The organism is Nocardia brasiliensis (genome assembly GCF_042691675.1).
Classification (GTDB): domain Bacteria; phylum Actinomycetota; class Actinomycetes; order Mycobacteriales; family Mycobacteriaceae; genus Nocardia; species Nocardia brasiliensis_D.
Map to the genome: position 1 here is coordinate 2,967,215 of NZ_CP170507.1, position 21,276 is coordinate 2,988,490.

A 21,276-nucleotide genomic window follows, 5' to 3' on the forward strand; every position below is an offset into this window, starting at 1 on the left:
TGGGAGAACTCGCCACCGGAGCGGTCGGCGGCCAGCCCGCGGACGGCGCTGTAGCGGATCCGCACCGACTACGCGATATCGACGCGCCCGGCCACGCCGCGGCCGCATGGTGGAACCATGCGGGCCGACTTCACCAACGCGCCACCTCCGACACAGGTCGGCGGGCTTCGCGCGGTGCCGATGCACATTCAGAACCTGCGCGCGGTCCTCACCCTGGACGCCGCGACCGCCACCGGATCCGTCGAGGCGACGATGACCTATCTGGTCGGCCCGCACGCCGGGTCGCCGATCTTCGATCTGCGCCAAACCGTGCGGAGCTGTCTGCTCGACGGCGCGGTGATCGATCCGGCGAAGATCGCCGCGCGCGAGGTCGGCGCCGGGCCGCACAGCACGGTGCGGGTCGTCGGCGTCACGCAGGCCGCGAATTCGGTGCACCGGCTCACCGTGACCTACCAGTTGGCAACCCCGAACGCCGACCTCGGCGGTGCCTATCCGCCGGTACTGGACTGGTCGAACGGACGGCTCCGCTGGTCATTCGGCATGTCCGATCGCTACGCGGGCCGGTATCTCGAGGCGTGGTTTCCGTCGAATCTGCCCTTCGACCAATTTCCGTGGACGTTGGAACTGCGGCTCACCGGGACGACGATCGCGCACTCGCTCATCACCAATGGCGCGGCGACAGTGGTCGGCGTCAATGCGTGGTCGGTGCAATTCCCGGCCTGGTTCACCACGATGTCGTCGCTGCTCGAATTGCATCCGTCCGACGCGCTGGCGTTCCGGTCTTCGACCGTCGTGCTGCCGGTGTCGCGCCGCTCGGTGGTGGTGGAGACCTGGAAACTCGTCGGCGGTCCGGAGAACCTGCCCGCGATGAATGCTCGGATCCGTGCGCTGCTCGCGGACTTCGAGAACACCTATGGCGAATTTCTCGGCCCCAGATTCGTGTGCTACTTCCATGGTGCCGACGGCGGCATGGAATATGCCACCGCCGCGACAACTTCGGTGGACGCGCTCGATCACGAGGTGCTTCACTCGTGGTTCGCCCGCGGCATCAGTCCGGCGGCGCAGGCCGACGGGTGGTGGGATGAGGCGTACACCAGCTTCCACGACGACGGCGACAGTCGCACCGAGCCCGTGGATTTCACTCGGCCACCGGTAGCGCTCTGCTCGCGGCGGCCGTTCCAGCGCACCACCCCGACTTTGTCCGATGGCGAGGGCGGCCGTTTCTTCCGCGGTGTCGCCGAACGGATCGGCGCGGATCGGCTCCGTACCCTGATGGCGGAGCTGTACCGCGCCCGCCGTGGAACGCCGGTCAGTACAGCGGAGTTGGCGGCGCACCTCGTTACCCGGTCCGGGGCAACAGATCTCGTCGATGTCTTTCATAGGTTCGTGTACGGTTTCGCCGAGTCGACACCGGACGCCCGCGTCGAATTCGTTACCGCACAGGGACTATGGACCCGTCGCTCCGATGACCATGTCGGCACACATATCCCACCGGAAGCCGGACAGGACAACTGGTTTCACGCCCGAATACGCAATCTCGAGACAGCGGGGCCGTGCCGCCACTTCGTCGTCACGTTCGCCGTCCGGGCCACGACGGGGACACCGTCCATCTATCCCGCCGACTTCTTTCCCGCCCACACCGCCACACTAGGTTTCGATCTCGCACCGGGCCGGTGGCGGACCGTGTCGGCCCGCTGGCCCGCCGGTCAGGTGCCCGCCCGCGGCACCAGGGTGTCGCTACTGGCGTCCGTGCATGCGCGCCGCTCGCATCCGGCGTCAGGCACTCATGTGTGGGAGCAGGCGTCGATTGCCCAGCGCGACACGGCTATCGACTGATCGCGGAGCGTGCGGCGGCAGGGCCACCATACCGACCCGGCCGAACAGTCCCGGCGAGGGCGGGATGCCCAGCTCGGTCTAGAGCAGATCGGCGAACATGCGCAATTGCTTGCGTGCGCGGTGTTCGGCCTGCCCGGGAATTCGCGGGTCCTTCGAAGAGGAAGCGTCACCGGTTAACGCTCGGCGAATGCTCGGCACGTGCGAACCGGTTCAGGACGATCTGAAGTCGGCGGCGGCGTGGGGTGGGATGCAGCAGCGGTTCGGCAAACGGTGCAGTCTGACCAGTCATCGCCTCGACGCCAAGTCGGCCATCGACTGCGCGTTCGGCGATCCCCGCGATTCGGGATACCGGTCCTGGGCGCGCAACGTGGCGGTCTACCGATCTCGTAAACAGCGGCGGACGCTCAGCAGGCACTGCGGGCAGGCCGCCGACATCACCATCGCCGGACTCACCGGGCCGCAGATCGCCGAACTCGCGATCGACGCCTGCGGCAACGACATTGCCCTCGGGATCGGGAGCAACTTCGCCCACACCGATGTGCGGGGCGACCCCACACCTGGGCCTATTCGAGCGGTAAGGCCAACACCGACGTGTTGGGCGAGGGCCGATCGGTCGACCTGTACGCGAACGCGTCTGATCCCGGGCAGTGCGGTCAGGCGGAGGCCTACACCGATCACATCCACGTCGATCTCAGCTGGGAAGGCGCTCGTACGCCGAGCCCGTTGTTCGAGGGCCGGTCCCCGGCTGCGGGTGAACGGCTAACCGCCGGTGTTGATTCCGGTAGCGAACTTGACTACGACCTTGTCGCTGGTGACCTCTTGCACCGTGACGTTCACGCCGTCGGCGGGCTGCGTCTCACCTACCGGGACGCTTACCTCCTGGCCGGCCACCTTGAGGGTTACCGTATTGCCGTTCACGGCAAGCAGTTCGGCGTCCACCCCGAGAATGCTGGCCTTGGCGTCGACTCCGCGCGCGAAGTTGACTGTGCAGCCGCCGACGTTGCATTCGGTCTTGGTACCCGGGCCCTCGGTGGTGCAGGCGGCTACGCCGAAGGTGGCCGATAGGGCTAACACGAACACAGCCGTCAGCTGTCGAAGAGGCACGCGACCAGTGTAGAGCGAACCGAGGCGACTGTGCGGCACCTGACATATGTACATCGGACTACTAAGGTCCTTCGGTTCCGCACGCGACGGCAGGACTGTTCATTCCGCGGTGGGAACGGCGGTTTCGTGGACCGAGCGCCACTGGTAGCCGTGGTCGGCCCTGATCAGCACGGCGGTCACCAGTCGGCGGGTTCGTATGTCGCCCAGCTGATTTTCCGCCGCGAAGCGGACGGTGACGTTGGTGTCGCTGTGCGCGAGTTCTTCGATATCCGCGACCTCGATCTCCAGTCCCGGCTGGGTGTTGCGGGCCGGCCACAGCCCGGCCAGCAGGGTGTCCCGGTCGATGACCTGTCCGACCGTGGTCACCGACGAGAACTCCTCGTGCAGTGCGTTGGCGAACCGGTCGAACACTTTCGGGGGCGCGTTCGAGCCCATCCACTCGGCGAGGTCCCAGTGCAGGGCCGCGATCACGTCGGCCAGGTGGGGGTGTGCGGGCATAGCGGCAATCTCGGTCTCGGTAGGCGCGGTCGGCCGTGCCGGAGATCATATCCAGCGCAGCCGGCGGCACCGGTTTCCGGATTCCCCATAACCCTCTCTATGAAATATTCGTCGCGCGGACGCCGACCGGGTCGCGCGCACCGGCATTCCCGGGATGGGCGCGCGGCAAAATTCGCCAGCGGGCGTCGGAATCGCTTCCGGCGCAGGGACTCTCGTCGGGTGAGCGAACCAAGAGCGCTCCGTTCGTCGCATGGCTGACCGGTTGGTCCGATGATAGGATGGATCGGTGCTGAGCGTTGTTCGAATAGGTGAACTCTTCGGACGAAATGGTTTCGAGATCGGCGGAACGAGCCTCGTTGTTCGTGTGTGAGAGGGGACTTGAACGCGCAGACCGGATTCTCGTACCCGGGCCGCCTCCAGTGGGTAAACTGAGGTATTCCTTCGGGCGTACGGAATCCGCCGATTTGTTGTGACCTTGTCCCGGCTGGGTCAGGGTTTCTATTGTGTTGCCACCGCAGCGGCGACGCGCTTCAACCGCCGGATCCGGTGGCGGACAGTCGGTCGCGATCGATGGGGGAAGTGGTGCGATTCGAACCTCACCTGCGCCGATGCCTGTTACTCGGCCGCGCTGGAACCGGGAGTTTCCGAAATCGGAGTTCTGCTCTCCAAGTTAACACCAGTCACTAATAATGTGCGGGTCTTTCGGGGGCGATCCCCAGATTGCGAATGCACGACCATCTGACACCGTATTGTTGCCGCACCTCTGCCAATGTGAAATATTGCTGTCCGCGCTAGTTAGTCACCGCCGACCCGGCACAGCGGCGTGTCTACTGCACCGATTCGTTCCCCGCCAGTCGCGGTGCCTCGGATCGGCAGTGGCGGTGCGAATGTGCTACGGAATGTGATCTCGGCTTCGAACGCAGGAGTACCGCCGTGAATGAACACAGCAGGTTGAACGTGGACGACGATGCGAGTGTGGGGGTTGCCGACGTAGTCGTCGAAATCCCTATCGAGTCGATAGACATCGGTGGTGCGCTGCGGGTGCGCGCTGAGGACGCCGCGCACACCCAGGTGCTGGCGAATACCGAAGCGGAGCTCCCGCCGATCCTGGTACATCGCTCGACCATGCGGCTCATCGACGGCGCCCACCGTCTGAAGGCAGCGAAACTGAAGGGGGCCAGGTTGATTCGAGCACGATTCTTCGACGGCACGGACGAGGAGGCGTTCGTCCTGGCGGTGCAGGCCAATATCGCGCACGGCCTGCCGCTGTCGATCCTCGATCGCAAAGCCGCATCGCTGCGCATCATGCGGATGTACCCGCTGTGGTCGGACCGTAAGGTCGCCGAAGTGGCGGGACTGGACCACAAGACGGTCGGGGCGGTGCGCAGGCAGTCGTCTGGGGAGGTTCCCCAGACGAGACATCGATTAGGCCGGGACGGCCGGATGCGCCGGGTGCGCAGACCGGAGGTGGATCGCAAACGCCGCCCGAAAACCTGTGACGGCCCGGAGGGCGGGCCCGCCACGCCAGAGCCCGCGCCCGCGGATCGGGTGTGCCATGCCTCGGTGCTGCAGAGCCTGCGCCGCGATCCCTCGTTGCGGCTCACCGAAACCGGGCGCACGGTGCTGCGCTGGCTCGACGCCAGTCCGCGCACGCCGACCCAGTCCGCTGATCTGGCCGACCGGATCCCGGAGCACTGCCTGAATCTCGTGCTCGACATGGCACGGCAGAACGCGGCCAACTGGCAGGATTTCGCGACGCGAATCGGTGATCGTCTGCAATGCCGATGAGCGCGGATTTTACCTCGTAATACGGTGTGTAACTTGTGAATCGAATTATTGGATGCAGGCTACGCGCCGACGGCGGTTCTTCGGCGCCGTGATCCACATCGGTACGCCCTCCCTCCGGCATCGGTGCTTTTCGCCCGTGGCACAGACTTCGCGCACGGGCGCCGAGCAGGCTTTGCTCGCGGGTACCGCGTCGATTGCGGCACCGAAGGTCCCCCGGCAAGGGCGTCACGTAGTGGTATCGTCTTCGCACCAAACCTGCTGATTGCCTTCATATTCAGACGCATCTGCGGTGAAATGGATTGGTAAAGAGCGCAAGTGGGGAACACTGCGCCGGATTTCCGCCTTCCTGAACAGTCGATTCGCTCGCGGCGTGAGATCCCCAGTCTCTCCCCACTCGTAAGTACGGCCCCGTACGTGGTTCTACTTGGATATGAACCCCCTACAACGAAGAGCGGCTCGTTGCTCCGCTACAGCGGTGTTCGTTTTGGCGGCAACGGTTTTCGCCACCAGTTCCGGTGCGATGGCCCAGACGCCCGATACTCCATCCACGTCGCCGACCACCACGTCGCCGTCATCGACCACTCAGTCGCCGACCACCTCCTCGTCGCCGACAATTCAGTCGACCACCACCGAGTCGTCGACCACCCGATCGCCCTCGTCCACGACCCAGTCGCCGACCACCGAGCCGTCTACGACCACCCCGTCGCCGACGACCACGGCGACCACCTCGTCACCGACGACTACCCCGTCACCGACCACCACCCAGTCGCCGTCGCCGACAACGACCTCGACGCCGACCACTTCGCCCGCACCGGGCCGTTTCGAACTGCCCGCCGTGCCGAAGAATGTGTTCACCGATCCCGAGGGAACCGTCCGGCTGGTGATCCCGAACAACCCGCTGCCGGCTCCGCCGGGCATACCGTCCGGGGCCCCCGCCGCGGCGGAGGCACAAGCCGACTGGGTACAGGAGGTCTTCGGTGCCCGTTCGGTCGGCGACCTCGTTGTCGACTCGGTATCGCCGACCGACGCCGGGTCCACGGTTCGCCTGCGTCAGGAGATCGACTCGATACCGGTCTACGGCGCGACGGTGGCACAGACGCTCGCGGCCGATGGCTCGCTCGTCTCGGCGAGCGGCGAACTGTCCCAGCAGACGCAGGGCAAATATCCGGCCGGGGCGACGACACCGCCTGCCGAGGTATCGGCCACCGCAGTGCGGACGCTGGCCGAGCAAACCAAGACGCCGACCGACCAGTTTGCTGTTTTCGCGACGGTCGCCATGTGGTACGACCCGAAGCTCGCCGACCGAGACGCTCGCGCCGACCGGGATGCCGCTGCCAGTGTCGCGGTCCCGGGATTCAAGGTCGAACTCAGGCGCGGCGGCACGGCAGGCCAAGAGCCGGGAACATGGGTCGTCTTCGTCGACGCCAACAACACCGGCCGCGTGTTGGACACCTGGAGTGACGCCGAGCGCCGCGACCGTGTCGCATGCGACGCCAACCGGACGCGCGCCGACATCGACAGCCCGCGGGATCCGGCTGTGTGTGGCACGCCTCCCGGTGTCCGGCCCACCGGCTAGTCCCCGAGAGCTCATCGGTCTCCGCCGCCTGGTCGCCTGTCCTTCCACTAGCAAAAAGGTTGTTTCCCATGCGAATTCAAAAATGGTCGGGCAGGCGGGGCGCGGTACCCGCCGCGCTGCGCTCGCGGCCGGTCGCCGTGTCCGCGTTGGCGCTGGCGTTCAGCCTGACGGCCGGCGTTGCCGCGGTGGCCGATCCGCCGCCGCCACCGGATGCGGCCGGCGGATCGGCCACGGGCTCGGTGGATCCGACGCCGGGTGCCGACGGTCTCGGCGACCCCTACTACCCGAAGGACGGCAACGGCGGCTACGACGCGCTGCACTACGACGTCGCCATCGACTACAACCCGCCGACCCATCACCTCACCGGCAAGGCCACCATCACGGCGAAGGCCACCCAGAACCTGTCGGCGTTCAACCTCGACTTCGCTGGTCCGCCAGTCGGTTCCGTCGCCGTCAACGGTCTACCCGCTCGTTTCCAGAAGACCGGCGAGCACGAACTGGTGGTGACTCCGGGCGCGCCACTGCCGTTGGGGCAACCGTTCACGGTCATCGTCGACTACGCCGGAACCGCCCGCGACACCAAAGGCGACGGCTGGACCTATTCCCCGTCCGGTGGCGCCTTCGCCGCCGGTGAACCCCATTCGGCGACAACGTGGTACCCGCTCAACGACACGCCACTGGACAAGGTCACCTTCACCGTGCGGGCCACCGTGCCGACGGGCTGGGATGTGGCATCGAACGGACTCCGGGCGTCGGATGTGCCTGCCGGAGTGGGCAAGCACACCGTCACCTGGGAGGCGAAAGACCCGATCATCGGTTATCTGACGACCATCGCGATCGACAAGTTCACCCGACTGAGCCAGAAGTCCGGGAACACCCCCTTGGAAAGCTTCTTCGCCCCCGGCGCGGCCCAGCAGAAGCGGGAACTGGAGAAGAAACTCCCCGGCGTGCTCGCTTTCGGACAGCAACTGTACGGCGCGTATCCGTTCGAATCCGGCGGCGGCATCTATGTGGACACCGATCTGAGCTTCTCGCTCGAGACCCAGACTCGGCCGATCTACGCACCGTGGACGGACCTGAACACGGTGGTCCACGAGAACGCCCACCAGTGGTGGGGCAATTCGGTATCGATCAAACAGTGGCGCGATATCTGCTTGAACGAGTGCTTCGCCAGCTACACCGCCGACATCCTGTATCCGGAACGGGTCGAGAAGCGCAATGCCGACCGGATCTATCACCGGGCGCTCGCCGCGGCCGATCGGGCCGGTGTCTGGTCGACACCGCTGTACGACCCCGGTAAGGGCAAGGAGTTCAGCACCGTGTACTCCCGCGGCCCGCTGTTCCTGCACGCATTGCGCCGCACCATCGGCGACGACGTATTCTTCACCGCCCTGCTGGATTTCGCGCAGCAGCACAAGCACGGCAACGCATCGATCCCGGAGTTCCGCCAGTTCGTCCAGTCGCGCGCCAAGGAGAACTTGGACGGCTTCTTCAACGCCTGGCTCAACGGACGGCAGCGGCCCGCCGACAAATACCTTTACCCGGGCAGCCTGGGCGGGCAGAACAGGCAGGCTCCGCAAGCACCGGAGTCCGGGGACGCGCCGGACTGGCCGTTCGGCCGGGGCGATCGGAAATGACGCAGTCGCGAGGAATCCATAGGTAGTAGCACGTCGTGACCGGTGGGTCGCCGCAGGCTCCAGCGGCAACCCACCGTAGCGCGCACAGGTGTGACGGGTCGGGCTACCGTGTGGTGTATCGCCCGATCGTTCCCCTCTACTGGAGGCTTCTTGCGCACCATCGCTCGCGTAGTGCTCGTCATGCTGGTTCTCGTCGGTGGCGTGGCATCGACGCTGCCCGCGGCACTCGCTACGCCGAGCGCGGCGAACATCGACGCCGTCACCGCGGCGAAGATCGATGAGCTGCTGGCATTGCGCGCGGCCACGCCGGACGCGCGGAGCAAGGGCGAACTGGTCGAGCTGCTGTCCAGGCAGTTCCTCGGCACGCCCTACGGCGCCGACATGCTCGTCGGCTCGGCCACTCGGCCCGAACAGCTCGTCATCGACTTCCGCCGGGTGGATTGCTTCACCTATCTCGACTATGTCGAAGCGCTCAGCAGGTCTAACGACCGGGACCAGTTCGTGGCGAACCTGATCGAGACGCGCTATGCCGGGGGCCGGGTCGATTTCTCGCAGCGCAAGCACTTCTTCACCGATTGGGCGCACACCGCTCGCGTCGCTGCCACCGATGTCACCGCCGCGGTGAGCACCGATGCGGTCACCGTCACCAAGCACCTCAATGCGAAGGCCGACGGCGGTAATCACCTCCCCGGGCTGCCGGTGGTCGATCGCAACATCACCTACATCCCCAGCGCCGCTGTGAACGACACTGTGCTCGGCGCACTCCGTACCGGCGACTACATCGGCGCCTACACCGACCTACCGGGCCTGGACGTCACCCATGTCGGCATCGTCGTCACCACCCCCGCGGGCCCGCTCTTCCGCAACGCCTCTTCCCTCGCTACCGACAACAAGGTGGTCGACTCGCGCCTGGCCGACTACGTCCGTTCGGTCCCGGGCATAGTGGTGCTGCGGGCCCAGTAGCCGCCGGGAGCCGCCACCGGTCGGCCGGTGCCGACGGGAATGCGGATCGTCATGGGCCCGCGCAGGTCCTATTCCGCTGGAACCTGTTCGGCCGCAGGGGACTGTGGCACATCCTCGACGGCGGGCTTTTCCGTCTTGTCGAGCGATTCGAGCTCGGTACGCAGCTGCGCGACCTCGGCGGCGAGTTCGTCGCGCAGCTGTTCTCGTTCCAGCAGGCTGGTGCGCAGGCTGTCGATGGTGTCGTTCATGGCGGCCAGCTTCTGGTCGGCGCCGTCCAGGCGCCATTCGACGACCGCGCGGCGATCCACGTCGTCGCTGGCGTTGCGGACCCAGTTCACGACGTAGTCGAGCCAGTCGGGCTGTTTGGGCATCTCCTCGGCGCCATCCCAGCCGCGCCGGACGGCAGTCTTCGTGGCGAGAACCCGCTCGCCACCTTGCCCGGCCGCCGGTGCGGTCATCTGCACCAGGTTGAGCTTCCCGGCGCTCGTCACCACCGCGGTGAGGCGATAGCGCCCGGCCAGGTGCATCTTCAATTCCGCCGCGCCCTTCCCGTCGGCGTCCATCGCACCGAGCCACGGGCCGTCCGCCGCGTTGATGATCGACTCGAGCACCCCGAGCTGCCCGGCGGCACGGCGAACGCGGTTCGCGCGCTGGCGTAGCTCGTCAGGTGTGGCGGTCATCTGATCCCAGTGCATCGCACCTCCGCTTTCTCGTCGACCGGCTCCAGGGATGGGGAGTACCTACGAACGTACAGTTCGGGGGTTGCTCGTCCTGGCAACTCTCCCTCGTGGGGGAGCAGGGCCGAGAATCGACTGCTGCGAAAAGGGCGTAGCCGCGGATCAGGTTGGTTGGGGCTGAGCGTTCGTCGGACGTTCAGCGTGGCGGAGTGGGTGTGGGCGGCGGGGTGGTCTTGGGCGGCTGTGCGGGAGCGGGTGCTGCTGTGGTGGCGGGTGTTTGCGGCTTCTGCTCGGGGGCGGGGGTAGCCGGAGCGGGTGCGGGTGCCTGCTGGTTGGTCGGTTGTCCTGCCGTGGGCTTGCCGGGTGCGGGCGGCGCGGGCGCCGCTGGTGTCGGCGCTACCGACGGAGCGGGTGCGGGTGGCTTCGGCGGGGCGGGTTGTGTTGGCGTGGTCGGTGTTCGGGGTGCTTGTTGAGCGGGAGTCGGGGTGGTCGGGGCTGGTGCGATCTGCGGCTGGTTGCTCGATCCGGGGGCGGCCCGGCCGGAGGTGGACTGGGGAGGTGCCGCCGGTGTGGGTGTCGTAGATGGCTTCGGGGGTGGCGGTGTCGTCGGTGGGGCGGTCGTGGTCGGCTTGGCGGGTTCTGGTGTGGTGGTGGGTGTTCGGGGCGGTGGGGTCGTGGTCGGTGTCGCCGGCGCGGTGGTGGTGGGCCGCTGCGTGCTGGGCTGTGGCTGCTTCGGCAACCGCGGCGGACAGAAGATGCCGCACGGGATCGGCGCCCTACCCGGGACATTGATCGTCACGCGGATCGACAGCTGCAGCGTGGCGGTGGGGTGCGATCCCGTGGCCGTGGCGTCCGGTGCCGGTGTCGTGCTCGGCGGCTCCGTGGTCGAGTTGAGCGGCTCGGTACTGGAATTCGGCGGGTCGGCCGCGGGGTCCGCTGGGTCGGTGGCAGCGGCGAGCACGGTCGTTTCGCCGACGCTCATGCTCGACCCCGCCCCCTCCGGCATGTCGCCTTCCGGCGTGCTGCCCGGCGGGATGATTTCGTCGGCGACCTCGACCTGGACGGGTGTGCCGCCGGTCTTGTAGGCGTTGGACCAGCTCAACACCTGCGAGGCATAGTCGAGCGAATTGTTGTAGCGCAGCACGGCGCGCGTCTCCTGCGCCGGATCGCGCAGATCCAGCCCGCCCGAGCACAGGTACTTGCCCGCGGCCACCGTGGCGTCGAAAACGTTGTTCGGGTCGGAGGCGTTGTCGCCGTTACCGTCGGAGGCATAGATCGACCAGGTGCCGGGCAGGAATTGCATCGGCCCGACGGCGCGCACGTAGCTGCCGTCGGCGGCCTGGATTACCTCGTTGTCGGGCAGTGTGCCGTCCAGTGCCGGACCGTAGATGACGCCCGTGGTGGTGCCGTTGGCGTCGGTACGGCCGTTCCCGGCGTGGTCGGACTCCACCTTCCCGATGCCGGCCAGCAGGTGCCACGGCAGCCCGCAATCGGGTGTCGACGCCTGCAAGGTCAACTCGGCGTTGCGATAGGCGGCGAGCACGATTTCCGGAATGCCGCGGGTCCCATCGCCCGGCACCGAGATCTCCTGCAGCGGAATCGTGCCGTCCGGCAGCAGTTCCACCTCCGGGGGTGTAAGGGCCTGGAGCTGTTCCGACGGATCGCCGGTGGCAGAAGGGAGGTAAATCGATTGATCGGCGGCCGAATCCGCCCGATCACCGGGGCCGATCGCGGCCGTCAGTACGCCGTCGGCGGTGCCTGTGGTGGTATGCGCCGCCGACCCCGAGAGCAGCAGTCCGATCAATACCAGCGCGGATACGGAAGTGGGACCAGATATTCGCATCGGCACGCCAATCTCTCGTGGATGTCGAGCGCGGCGGCGACCGCTGTGCTGCCGCAACGACTCCCGAAATTCCGTCACCGACAGACATTGCCTGGCGAGACAATCCACACCGCGAGCTCACGCCGAATGACGCGGCCGAGCAAGGCCGAGAACTGTTGTACGAGCAGATGTCTCAGTCGCCGATCATGCTGCCGCCTTTTCCTGAACAACCGCGCTGAATCATGACATGAAAGACCTGCGCGGAGCTCCCCAGTAGAAGTGGGGAATAGGTAATGCGCGCAACGGCAGGTTGATCGGTGGCCAACAGCAGGTAACCAGTCGGTATCCCCAGTTGGTTTTGTCCCCAGTCAGAACTCGCGCTCTGCTCCATACTTCTCAGTGCCCTCTCGTTGTACCGGAGGTACACTATGCGGAAGTTTCTATCCCCCTTTGCATTCGGCGCAGCAGTGGCTCTGGCCACCGTGGTTATCCCCGGCCTGGCCGGTCCCGCTGTCGCCGATAACCCACAGACAACTGAACGCGCTGTCACCGAGATCGTGCCCGTGCCCGTCGAGGCCAAGCCCGACCCCGGCGCGAATTTCCGGCTCACCGCCGACAGCGTGATTCGCGCCGAGCACCAGGCCCAGGATGTCGCCAAATACCTCGGCAGCCTGCTGCGGCCCGCCACCGGCTTTCCCTTACCGGTGGTGGAACGGCACGACAAGGGCAAGCGCGGAATCACGCTGGATCTGGGCGATGCCGGTCCGCGCATCGGTGACGAGGGTTACCGGCTCACCGTGGCCAAGGACGGAATCACCCTGCGGGCGAACACCACGGCGGGGTTGTTCGGCGGCGTGCAGTCGCTGCGCCAGCTGTTCCCGGCGGATATCAACAAAACGACGGTGCAGAAACGGGATTGGACGGTCTCGGGCGGCAAGGTACTCGATTATCCGCGCTTCAAACAGCGCGGCGCGATGCTCGACGTGGCCCGGCACTTCTTCACCCCCGACCAGGTCAAGCGCTACATCGACCAGATCGCCCAGTACAAGATCAACACACTGCACCTGCACCTGACCGACGATCAGGGTTGGCGCATCGAGATCAAGAGCTGGCCGAAGCTCGCCGAGATCGGCGGCAAGACCGCGGTGGGCGGCGATCCGGGCGGCTACTACACCCAGGAGCAGTACAAAGACATCGTCAAGTACGCGGCTTCGCGGCACATCACCGTGGTGCCCGAGGTGGACATGCCCGGCCACACCAATGCCGCGCAGGCCTCCTACGGGGAGTTGAACTGCGACGGAAAGCCCGTGCCGCCGCGCACCGATATCGAGGTGGGCTACAGCTCGCTGTGCATCGCCAAGCCGATCACGTACAAGTTCGTCGAAGATGTCATCCGCGAGCTGGCGGCGATGACCCCCGGCCCGTACCTGCACATCGGCGGCGACGAGGCGCACGCCACCACGCCGGCCGACTACAAGACCTTCTTCGACAAGGTGACGCCGATGCTCGCCACCTACGACAAGAAGATGCAGGGCTGGCACAACGTCGTCGTCACCAACCCGCCGACCTCGGCGATACCGCAGTACTGGGATCCGAAGAACAGCAACGCCGACGTCGCCGCGGCGGCCGCGCGCGGCAACAAGATCCTGATGTCGCCGGCCAACAAGGCGTACCTGGATATGAAGTACCACAAGGATTCTCCGCTCGGCCTGCACTGGGCCGGCTACGTCGAGGTGAAGGACTCCTACAACTGGGATCCGGCCACCTATCTGCAGGGCGTTACGGAGAAGCAGCTCGCGGGCGTCGAGGCTCCGCTCTGGTCGGAAACCATTCGCACCAGTGCGGACATCGAGTTCATGGCGTTCCCGCGGTTGCCCGGTATCGCCGAGATCGGCTGGTCACCGGCCTCGACCCACAACTGGGACAACTATCGGACCCGACTCGCCAAACAAAGCCCGATCTGGACGGTGCAGGGGATCAACTTCTACCGCTCGCCGCAGGTGGATTGGAAATAACAGGATCGTGCCGACACGATCCGGAAGGAGTCAAAGATGTCGCCTTACCGAAGAACAATTATCGCCTGCGTCGCGCTACTGGCCGGTTTGGGAACCGTACTCACCCCCGTCACGGCGGCGGCCCAACCCGAGGTCGCCGCGGTCGACACCGATGGTGACGCGTTGCCCGACGAGTGGGAGAAGAACGGCTACGACGCCAATGGCGACGGGAAGATAGACGTCGATCTGCCCAAGATGGGCGCGAATCCGAACCACAAGGACATCTTCGTCGAGATGGACTATATGAACGGCCGCCTGGCGACGGGTGCGGCGCTCGATCGGATCGTCAAGGTATTCGCCGACGCGCCGGTGAACAACCCGGACAACCGTCCCGGCATCACCCTTCATCTGGACGCCGGGAACGCGCGGGGTGCTACTTATGACCTCGGTGGCGGAAACCAGGTTCCCTACGACAACGACCTGTCACCGGTGGACGACCAGGTCGCGGCGATCAAACGGACCCACTTCAACTCCGTGCGCTCGCGCGTCTTCCATTACATGATCTGGGCAGACGCCTACAACAACGGTTGCAGTAGCGGTATTTCGCTGGGCATTCCGGCGGACACGTTCGTTGTCTCGCTCGGCCCCAAGTGTGGCTGGAACCCCGGCGACGACGGGAATGTCGGCACGTTCATCCACGAATTGGGCCACAATCTCGGCCTGAAACACGGTGGCGTGGACCACGTCAACTACAAGCCGAACTACCTGAGCGTGATGAACTACAGTTTCCAGTTCTCCGGCGTGCCCAAGACCGACAGTAGTTCGTACTTCGGTTACTCCAGCGTGAATCCCCCCGCGCTGGACGAGAATGCGCTGCAGGAGCGCCAGGGCCTCGGCCCGGTGGCGGCCGGATGGCGGACGGTGTACTTCTGCCCGGACAACACGCGCAAGCGGACCCAATCAGCGGACCAGCCGATCGACTGGAACTGCAATGGGTCCATCCAGAGCAGTGCCGTGCGGACCAGTGTCAACAACGACCGGAATTACACCTCGCTGCGAGCTCAGAACAATTGGGCGTCAGTGGTATACGACGGTGGAAACGTCGGCCCGGTCAGCCGGGAATCCCGGCAGTTGCCGGAACAGTCCCCGGAGGAGATGACCAAGGAGGAGTTCGATCGGTTGCAGCACAGCCTGCACGACGAATAACGGTATCGCCTGAACGATTCCCGGCGGTGCGGCCTCGAGCGAGGCCGCACCGCCGGGAATTCTGCTGTCGGCTACCTGTCGACCGTCTGGCGGTTCTTGGTGGCCATCGCCATCACCGCGGTCAGTACCGCGCCGACGACACCGCCACCCGCGACCTGACCGATGACCTGCCCGAGATCGAGGCCGGAGCCGGTCGCCGCCTGGATGATCGCACCGGTGATACCGCCACCGACCGCGCCTGCCGCGCTATTTCCGGCGACGCCGAAACCCTTGCCCGCGCCGGCAATGTTTCCGCCCACGAGCCCACCTAGTACACCCAACAACCATTCCATTGTCGTTCCTTTCTAGTGGACCGATGAACCGTGCCGGTCAGCCGCGAGCACGCGGTGCGTCGCGATGCATTTCGTGCGCTCCAGCGACATTCGTCGCCCTGGACTGCGCGGCGCCGGTGGCATCGGATCGCGTGGTGGTGGCCGAGGTGTAGCCGCGGTTCGTGACGGGTGTCGTGCGGGTCGGCTGTGCCCGGCGGCCCATCAGGCCGAGCAGTCCGGCGACCACGGCCACGATGGCCAGCCCGATGGGGATGCCCCACCACCTGTTGATCCCGGAGCTCTCGGTGCCGGTGCCCTCGGTGTCGGCGGGGGCGTTGGCATCGGGGTTCGGCGCCGGGACCGGCTGCGCTTGATCAACCGAGCCGGTGCGGAAGCCGGGTAGGGCCGCGGCTAGTTCCGGCGGCATGGTCGTGGTGCCGTCGTTCTCGGACCATCGGATTTCGGTGCCCGCGGGGCCCTCGAAGGCCGCCTTCTCGACGCCGTTCTCGACCGTCATGTCCGATCGGGGGTAACCGAAAGGACCGTTCACCCCGCCGCTTTCGCGCCAGGCGGCGAGCACTTTGCCCTTGAGGACCGACGCTCCCGTTTCCGGCTTCCAGTAGATCGCGGCACCGCCGGGCTCGGCGAAATCGTTGAATCGGCCGATACCGTCGCCCGCGTCGGTCTCGTCATTGATGGGGAAACCCAGTGAGCTCGCCGGCCCACCGAGGGACTTGTATTTGTCAAGGATCACGCCGTACATCGCCTTTGCGCCGGTGTCGGGCGAGTAATAGATGACGCCGCCTTGATAGGCGCGCTCGGCTCCGCCCGCAATGTCGGTGGCCGGGCCGAGCGGGGCGCCGAGAAATGACCCTTCTCCGCCGAATTGGGTGTGGTGCGCGTCGATCGCGCTGATCGCCTCCGAAGATGGCTCGGCTACCGCAGTTGGTGCCGCGGCCAGCAAGCCGGCAGCGAGTAGCGCAAGGACATTGATTATGCGGGAAGTCCGTCGCGGCGTCTTCCCGCGCGGGGTATCCAACAATTCAGGCATGATCTCCTCGATTCGTCAGCGCGGTGTGCGGGCCGGCAAGCGCGGCCAGTCCACCGCTGGTGGTGAAGCGATTCGGTCCTCGGTGCCTTCGGCCTGGACGAGATCAATGGGGGAGCGGTCGCTTGCCTGCCCCGTACGGCTGAGATCTGGCAGTCAACCCGTCCTGGTCGAACTCGGACTGTTTGTCGGCGATATCAGCGTGCTTGGTGCGATCGAGCAGCTACAGCCGGGCAATTCCCCGGTTGCTTCGAGACCAAACATGGATTCTCCTGGAAATGGGCAGTCGGCGCCAGGGGGTACGACAAATCCCCGGGTAATTGCACGCGCGCTAGTTATCAGACGCAGCCGTTCCGGCCATTCGCGCCGCCGACGATAGGCGAGCAGAGTTCATCGGGACTACTCGACGAGGTGCGGTCCCAGGTGTCGGTGGCCGGGTTGTAGGCGATGTGTCCCGCGGCGGCGAAGCTGTCGAGCCATCCGCGCATCGGCCATCTACCCCACCGGCGATGGAAGATCGTGGCATTGGTCAGGATGTCGGCCAGGTGCTCGATCGGCGGGTCGGAGACCGGGTGATGCTGGTGGTAGGCGTCGGCGCCGCCGACCCAGCGCAGGCGCGCGCCGACGGCGGCGGCCTTGTGCGCGAAATCGGTGTCTTCGCCGCCGTAGCCGCGGTAGCGGGTGCAAAAGCCGCCGATGCGGCGCCAGGTATCGGTGGTGACGGCGAACGAGAGGGACCAGAAGAGGTCGAAATCGGTGCTGTCGGTGTGGGTGTGCGCGGGCGGGTCGGGTCGCGCCGGGTGCGGGTCGCGGTGGTCGGGCAGGCGCGTGAGGTCGTATCCGCTCGCGGGCGCCGGTGGCAGATAGGTGACGGGGCCGCACAGCAGCAGTGGTTCGGCGGACGCGGCGGCGCGGTAGCGGGCGATCAGGTGGGGATCGGGGATGCAGTCGACGTCGAGGAACACCAGCAACTCGGCGCCACGGTCGATGGCCGCGCGGGCACCGAGATTGCGGGCGGCGGCCAACGGAAACGGGTTTTCGGCGTCCATCCAGATGCCGTGCGCGGGTGCACGATGGGCAAGTGCGAGCACGGCGGGATCGCCCATGGCTACCACGATGTGGTCGCGGGGCCGTTGGGTGCTACGGGACAGGCCACGTATCTGGTTGCGTAAGTGCGCGATTCGATTGGCGGCCAGGGTGATGACGGCGGTTCTCACGCGGCGGGCCGAGAGGCGGTCCCGGCGACCCGGTCGATGACGCTCGCGGCGCGAGCGGCGGCACCGTTGGTTCCCCACAGCCGCCACCGGTCGGTGTCGAGGGTGCGGGCCGTTTCGATCAGCGCGGGCCAGTCGTCCACGGCGGGCCACCGGTCGACGGCTACCGCGAGACCGGCTTCGGCAAGGGCGGTGGCGGTGGCGTGTTGTTCACCGAACGGACGGTCCGCGGGAATGAGTACCGCGGGTTTGGCGGCGGCGGCTATATCGGCGACAGCACCTTGTCCCGCGTGCGAGACGATGATGTCGGCCGCACACAGATCCGGCCAGAGATCGTCGACCCAATCGTCCAATCCAGCGGTGCGCCAATGGTATTGCGAATGCCGCTGGGCGCATTCGCGAATCATCGCGGCGGTGAAGCTGCTGCCACCCGCGCCCGAAACCACCAGCACGGTGGGTCGGCCCCGCGCACCGTCGCGGGGCAGCGGCCTTCGTGCCGCGAATCGGCTGATACCGCCGATGTAGTGAGTCTTGTTCGCGTAGGCGCGCAACCACATCGGGTCGTACACCGCACGCGGCCATGCGGCGATGAGGGCGTCGGCGATGCGGTGCACCAGCTCGTGCGGGGTGTCGGTGCGCACGCCGGGCAGCACCATCGCGACGACCGGGATACCGTGCAGTCTGGCCAGCATCGCGACTTCGACCGAGACGTCGACGACCAGTGCGTCGGGCCGTTCGGCGGCGATCCACTGCCCAATGGTGGCCATCCGATCACGCAGGCCGTCATCGCCTTTGGGTACCCAGTGCAGAACTCCGTGGGCGGTAGGGTCGGTGACGGCGGGCGCCAGATTGTCCGCGGCGAGCGCGAGGGTGTGCTCGAAGCCCGTGTCGTCGACCGGCAACGAGGTCAGGACGGTGACCGGGGTGTCGAGCTGGGCGCAGATGCTTCGGGCGCGGAGCAGATGTCCGGCGCCCTGGTGATGGATGTAGTAGCCGATCACGCTGCCCCCCTTCGGGGTTCAGCCGATGTGCGGCCGGGTCGGGCCGACTTCCAGGCGTCGATGAGGCGTCGGTAGCGGTCGAGGTACGCATCGACCATCGCGTGGTGACCACACACCTCGGTCGCTCGGCCGCGGGCATGCGCACGCGACAGGGTGGCCGCCTGGGCCGCCCCGAGGGCCAGCGCTTCGACATCGCCCGGCGCGACGAGCCGACCACACTCCGAATCCAGGATCTCCGGAATGCCGCCCCGGTCGAACGCCGCGACCGGGGTGCCGCAGGCGAGTGCCTCGGCGACCACCAAGCCGTACGGCTCGTCCCACAGCGGGGTGACCAGCGCGGCCGCGCACGACCCGACCAGCCTGGCCAGCGCGGTCTGGTCCAAATGACCGTGATACTCCACCTCCGGGCCGAGCTGAGGTTCGATGGTGTCGTGGAAGTACCGGACATCGCTGATCGGACCGGCTAGGTGCAGCCGCCGGCGCGCGCGGTGCGCGGCCGCGATCGCGAGGTGCGCGCCCTTTTCCGGGGTCAGCCGCCCGAACCACACCAGGTCGCGGCCACCGGGCCCGACCGGCCAGGCGCGCAAGTCGATGCCGTTGGGGACGACGTCGACCCCGCGCACGACGTGGCGCCACGACCGGGCGGTGAACCTGCTGACGGCGACAAAGGCGGAGCCGATCCCCTTGCTGATATCGAGCGCCGATTCCAACCATGGCGTCGGGGGCGTGTGCAGGGTGGTCAGCATCGGGACGGGCAACGCGGGGGCCATGGCGAGCGGCAGGTAATGCAGGCTGTGATTGTGGATGATGTCGAACGACGTCGGCCCGGTCGCGCTGAGATCGGTCATCACTGTGAGGTAGGCGTGATGGTCGGCGAGGAATTGCCGTTCGGGCATCGAAGAATCGGTGCTGGCGGTGGCGCTCGGGCTGAAGGTCCGCACCCGCAATGTCGCGTCCGCCGCCGCGTGATCGCTGCCGTCGGCGGCGAACAGGGTCACCCGGTGCCCGCGCGACTGGAGGGCGCGCGCGAGATGCCACACGTGCGCTTCGAGCCCGCCCGCGAACGGTTGCTTGATCGGATGCCGGTTGGAGGCCAGCAACGCGATGGACAGGCCACTGCCTCCCGTGCTCATCGCGCAAGCACCTGTTCGTAGATGTTGCGGTGTGCCGCAGCGAGTTCCGTGCGTTCGGCACGACGCGAAGGCCAGTCGGCGCGACCGGCCCGACCTTCGTACACCGCGCGGACCGCCCGGTCCAGCGACTCGGCATCGAAATGTGTCTCGTCGAAATCGAAGACTTCGCAACGCCGTTGCTGACCGTAATAGCCGCAGCTCGGGACGATCACCGCCGTGCCGAGGTCGTAACAGGCTTCCAGCCAACCCGAATGGGTACCGAACCGGTACGGTAGCAATGACGCCGTCAGCGACGAGAGATACTGCCACAGTTGGCTATCGGTGAAGTACTCGTGCACTCGAACGTCGACGCCGTCGCGGCGGCCGAAGTCGACCAGTGCCGCACCGGTATCCGGGTCGTACCAGTGGTTTCCCGGTTCGAACAACTCGTCGTGCAGGTCGATGCGCAATACCGCGTCCGGTAGGGAACGGATCGTCTCGGCGAGGACGTCCAGGACCGGCAGGGGATCCATGTTGGCGCGCAGGCTCTTGGCATGTACACCTAGTACGAAGCGCTGGTCATTCGAACGCGGCGCTTCGATCAGTCCCCGTTTCACGACATGCGGGTGGCTCAGTACCCGAGGCGTACGGCTCCAATGCTTTTCGATTTCCGCCGCAGCACCGGGCGTCAGCGTGATCAGCTCGTCGGCGGCGGGAATCAAGACGTCCAGCTGTGCCCGATGTCCGCGCGGATCGGGCTGGTGCGGGTTGCGCAGATCGTGCACGGTGTAGACCAGTGGCTTGCCGTGGTCGCGCAATTCGCCGACGATGTCGGCCAGCACTTCGGTCTCGACCGAGTCGAAACCGAAGTGGATATGGAAGACATCGAACCGCTGATGATTGCGGCGGATCCACCGCGGGTCCAACATGACCGGTGGCCACCAGCCACCCGGGACCGTGCGGCCGTCGGCCGGGCGCGGGTCGGGCAACCGGACGACCTGGTCGTCGCGACCGACCGGAGCCAGATGGCGGACGTAGACGTGCGAGGCGGGGACCGACGCGACCCGCAGCGTCGCGCTCGGCGGCCGGGTCGGCGTCCGGTCCGGGATGGTCCGAGTCATCTCGGCGACAATTCCACTGGGACGGTGTCGGATTCGGGCTGGAAATCCCGTTCCAACTCGGTCAGCAGGACCGCGCTGCGCTGCCCGCCGCCGGTCGGCTCGACCTCGGCGTAGGGGACTGGGCTGTACCGGACCGCCTTGATCTGTACCACCTGGCGGTTGCCGTCCTCGTCGCGGCGGACCAGTCGACTACCTCGCGCGATCTGCATGGGATCCACCCTTTCCGGATGATCATGGTTCACGTCTTCCGGACCTACCCGGCGCGTCGCCGGTCAAACCAGCACGTGATCGGTCGTCGGCCATCTCACGCAGCATCGTGCGGTCCGCGATCGGCAGGTCTGGGTAACCCGTAAGTCGTCTGAATATTG

General features: G+C 66.5%; 19 protein-coding genes. 7 read left to right on the forward strand and 12 right to left on the reverse strand.

Annotation, left to right across the window (positions count from 1 at the left end; genetic code table 11):
• Positions 1-117: 117 nt before the first annotated feature.
• Positions 118-1,836: a hypothetical protein gene (locus ACFK0J_RS13855; protein WP_378740082.1), complete on the forward strand. Its 1,719-nt coding sequence runs from the start codon at positions 118-120 to the stop codon at positions 1,834-1,836.
• Positions 1,837-2,595: 759 nt separating this feature from the next.
• On the opposite strand, the gene ACFK0J_RS13860 is transcribed toward ACFK0J_RS13855, so the two are convergent.
• Positions 2,596-2,940 carry a hypothetical protein gene (locus ACFK0J_RS13860; protein ID WP_378740085.1) on the reverse strand — a complete coding sequence of 115 codons (345 nt, stop codon included), beginning with the start codon at positions 2,938-2,940 and terminating at the stop codon, positions 2,596-2,598.
• A 99-nt stretch (positions 2,941-3,039) separates the two neighbouring features.
• Positions 3,040-3,438 carry a hypothetical protein gene (locus tag ACFK0J_RS13865; RefSeq protein ID WP_378740087.1) on the reverse strand — a complete coding sequence of 133 codons (399 nt, stop codon included), beginning with the start codon at positions 3,436-3,438 and terminating at the stop codon, positions 3,040-3,042.
• 933 nt (positions 3,439-4,371) lie between these two features.
• Here ACFK0J_RS13865 and ACFK0J_RS13870 point away from each other — a divergent pair.
• Entirely contained in the window at positions 4,372-5,226 is an 855-nt protein-coding gene (locus ACFK0J_RS13870; RefSeq protein WP_378740089.1) for a ParB/RepB/Spo0J family partition protein, read from the forward strand.
• Positions 5,227-5,841: 615 nt separating this feature from the next.
• Here the strand turns inward: ACFK0J_RS13870 and ACFK0J_RS13875 are convergent.
• Positions 5,842-6,081, reverse strand: coding sequence for a hypothetical protein (locus ACFK0J_RS13875; protein ID WP_378740092.1), 240 nt, complete (start codon positions 6,079-6,081; stop codon positions 5,842-5,844).
• On the opposite strand from ACFK0J_RS13875, the gene ACFK0J_RS13880 reads away from it, so the two are divergent.
• From ACFK0J_RS13880 to ACFK0J_RS13890, 3 genes are all read left to right on the forward strand, one after another.
• Positions 6,062-6,802 carry a hypothetical protein gene (locus tag ACFK0J_RS13880; protein ID WP_378740094.1) on the forward strand — a complete coding sequence of 247 codons (741 nt, stop codon included), beginning with the start codon at positions 6,062-6,064 and terminating at the stop codon, positions 6,800-6,802. The two genes, ACFK0J_RS13875 and ACFK0J_RS13880, sit on opposite strands and share 20 nt — an antisense overlap.
• Before the next feature lie 68 nt (positions 6,803-6,870).
• On the forward strand, positions 6,871-8,439 hold the full coding sequence (locus ACFK0J_RS13885) for a M1 family metallopeptidase (protein ID WP_378740096.1): 1,569 nt from the start codon (positions 6,871-6,873) through the stop codon (positions 8,437-8,439).
• A gap of 150 nt (positions 8,440-8,589) precedes the next feature.
• The gene (locus tag ACFK0J_RS13890) at positions 8,590-9,402 is read left to right on the forward strand and encodes a DUF1460 domain-containing protein (RefSeq protein ID WP_378740098.1); all 813 of its coding nucleotides are present in this window, start codon (positions 8,590-8,592) and stop codon (positions 9,400-9,402) included.
• Positions 9,403-9,470: 68 nt separating this feature from the next.
• Here ACFK0J_RS13890 and ACFK0J_RS13895 read toward each other — a convergent pair whose 3' ends face one another.
• Both ACFK0J_RS13895 and ACFK0J_RS13900 read right to left on the reverse strand, forming a co-directional pair.
• Positions 9,471-10,082: a hypothetical protein gene (locus tag ACFK0J_RS13895; RefSeq protein WP_378740100.1), complete on the reverse strand. Its 612-nt coding sequence runs from the start codon at positions 10,080-10,082 to the stop codon at positions 9,471-9,473.
• 193 nt (positions 10,083-10,275) lie between these two features.
• Positions 10,276-11,922: a lytic transglycosylase domain-containing protein gene (locus tag ACFK0J_RS13900; protein WP_378740103.1), complete on the reverse strand. Its 1,647-nt coding sequence runs from the start codon at positions 11,920-11,922 to the stop codon at positions 10,276-10,278.
• Between the two features lie 446 nt (positions 11,923-12,368).
• Here ACFK0J_RS13900 and ACFK0J_RS13905 point away from each other — a divergent pair, with 446 nt between their 5' ends.
• Both ACFK0J_RS13905 and ACFK0J_RS13910 read left to right on the forward strand, forming a co-directional pair.
• A complete protein-coding gene (locus tag ACFK0J_RS13905; RefSeq protein WP_378740106.1) occupies positions 12,369-13,916 on the forward strand; it encodes a beta-N-acetylhexosaminidase in 1,548 nt (515 codons plus the stop codon).
• A 36-nt stretch (positions 13,917-13,952) separates the two neighbouring features.
• Positions 13,953-15,101: a hypothetical protein gene (locus tag ACFK0J_RS13910; RefSeq protein WP_378740108.1), complete on the forward strand. Its 1,149-nt coding sequence runs from the start codon at positions 13,953-13,955 to the stop codon at positions 15,099-15,101.
• A gap of 71 nt (positions 15,102-15,172) precedes the next feature.
• Here the strand turns inward: ACFK0J_RS13910 and ACFK0J_RS13915 are convergent, their stop codons facing one another.
• The 7 genes from ACFK0J_RS13915 to ACFK0J_RS13945 all read right to left on the reverse strand — a co-directional run bounded on the left by ACFK0J_RS13915 (position 15,173) and on the right by ACFK0J_RS13945 (position 21,117).
• Positions 15,173-15,400: a hypothetical protein gene (locus ACFK0J_RS13915; protein WP_378740110.1), complete on the reverse strand. Its 228-nt coding sequence runs from the start codon at positions 15,398-15,400 to the stop codon at positions 15,173-15,175.
• Positions 15,401-15,470: 70 nt separating this feature from the next.
• The gene (locus ACFK0J_RS13920; protein WP_378740112.1) at positions 15,471-16,463 is read right to left on the reverse strand and encodes an LGFP repeat-containing protein; all 993 of its coding nucleotides are present in this window, start codon (positions 16,461-16,463) and stop codon (positions 15,471-15,473) included.
• 335 nt (positions 16,464-16,798) lie between these two features.
• Positions 16,799-17,677, reverse strand: coding sequence for a glycosyltransferase family 2 protein (locus tag ACFK0J_RS13925; protein WP_378740114.1), 879 nt, complete (start codon positions 17,675-17,677; stop codon positions 16,799-16,801).
• Positions 17,674-18,675 carry a glycosyltransferase gene (locus ACFK0J_RS13930; RefSeq protein ID WP_378740116.1) on the reverse strand — a complete coding sequence of 334 codons (1,002 nt, stop codon included), beginning with the start codon at positions 18,673-18,675 and terminating at the stop codon, positions 17,674-17,676. The genes ACFK0J_RS13925 and ACFK0J_RS13930 overlap by 4 nt, the downstream gene beginning before the upstream one ends.
• Positions 18,672-19,808 carry a glycosyltransferase gene (locus tag ACFK0J_RS13935; RefSeq protein ID WP_378740118.1) on the reverse strand — a complete coding sequence of 379 codons (1,137 nt, stop codon included), beginning with the start codon at positions 19,806-19,808 and terminating at the stop codon, positions 18,672-18,674. Before ACFK0J_RS13935 ends, ACFK0J_RS13930 begins: the two co-directional genes overlap by 4 nt.
• Positions 19,805-20,908: a glycosyltransferase family 1 protein gene (locus ACFK0J_RS13940; protein ID WP_378740120.1), complete on the reverse strand. Its 1,104-nt coding sequence runs from the start codon at positions 20,906-20,908 to the stop codon at positions 19,805-19,807. Before ACFK0J_RS13940 ends, ACFK0J_RS13935 begins: the two co-directional genes overlap by 4 nt.
• On the reverse strand, positions 20,905-21,117 hold the full coding sequence (locus ACFK0J_RS13945) for a hypothetical protein (protein WP_378740122.1): 213 nt from the start codon (positions 21,115-21,117) through the stop codon (positions 20,905-20,907). Before ACFK0J_RS13945 ends, ACFK0J_RS13940 begins: the two co-directional genes overlap by 4 nt.
• Positions 21,118-21,276 lie beyond the last annotated feature (159 nt).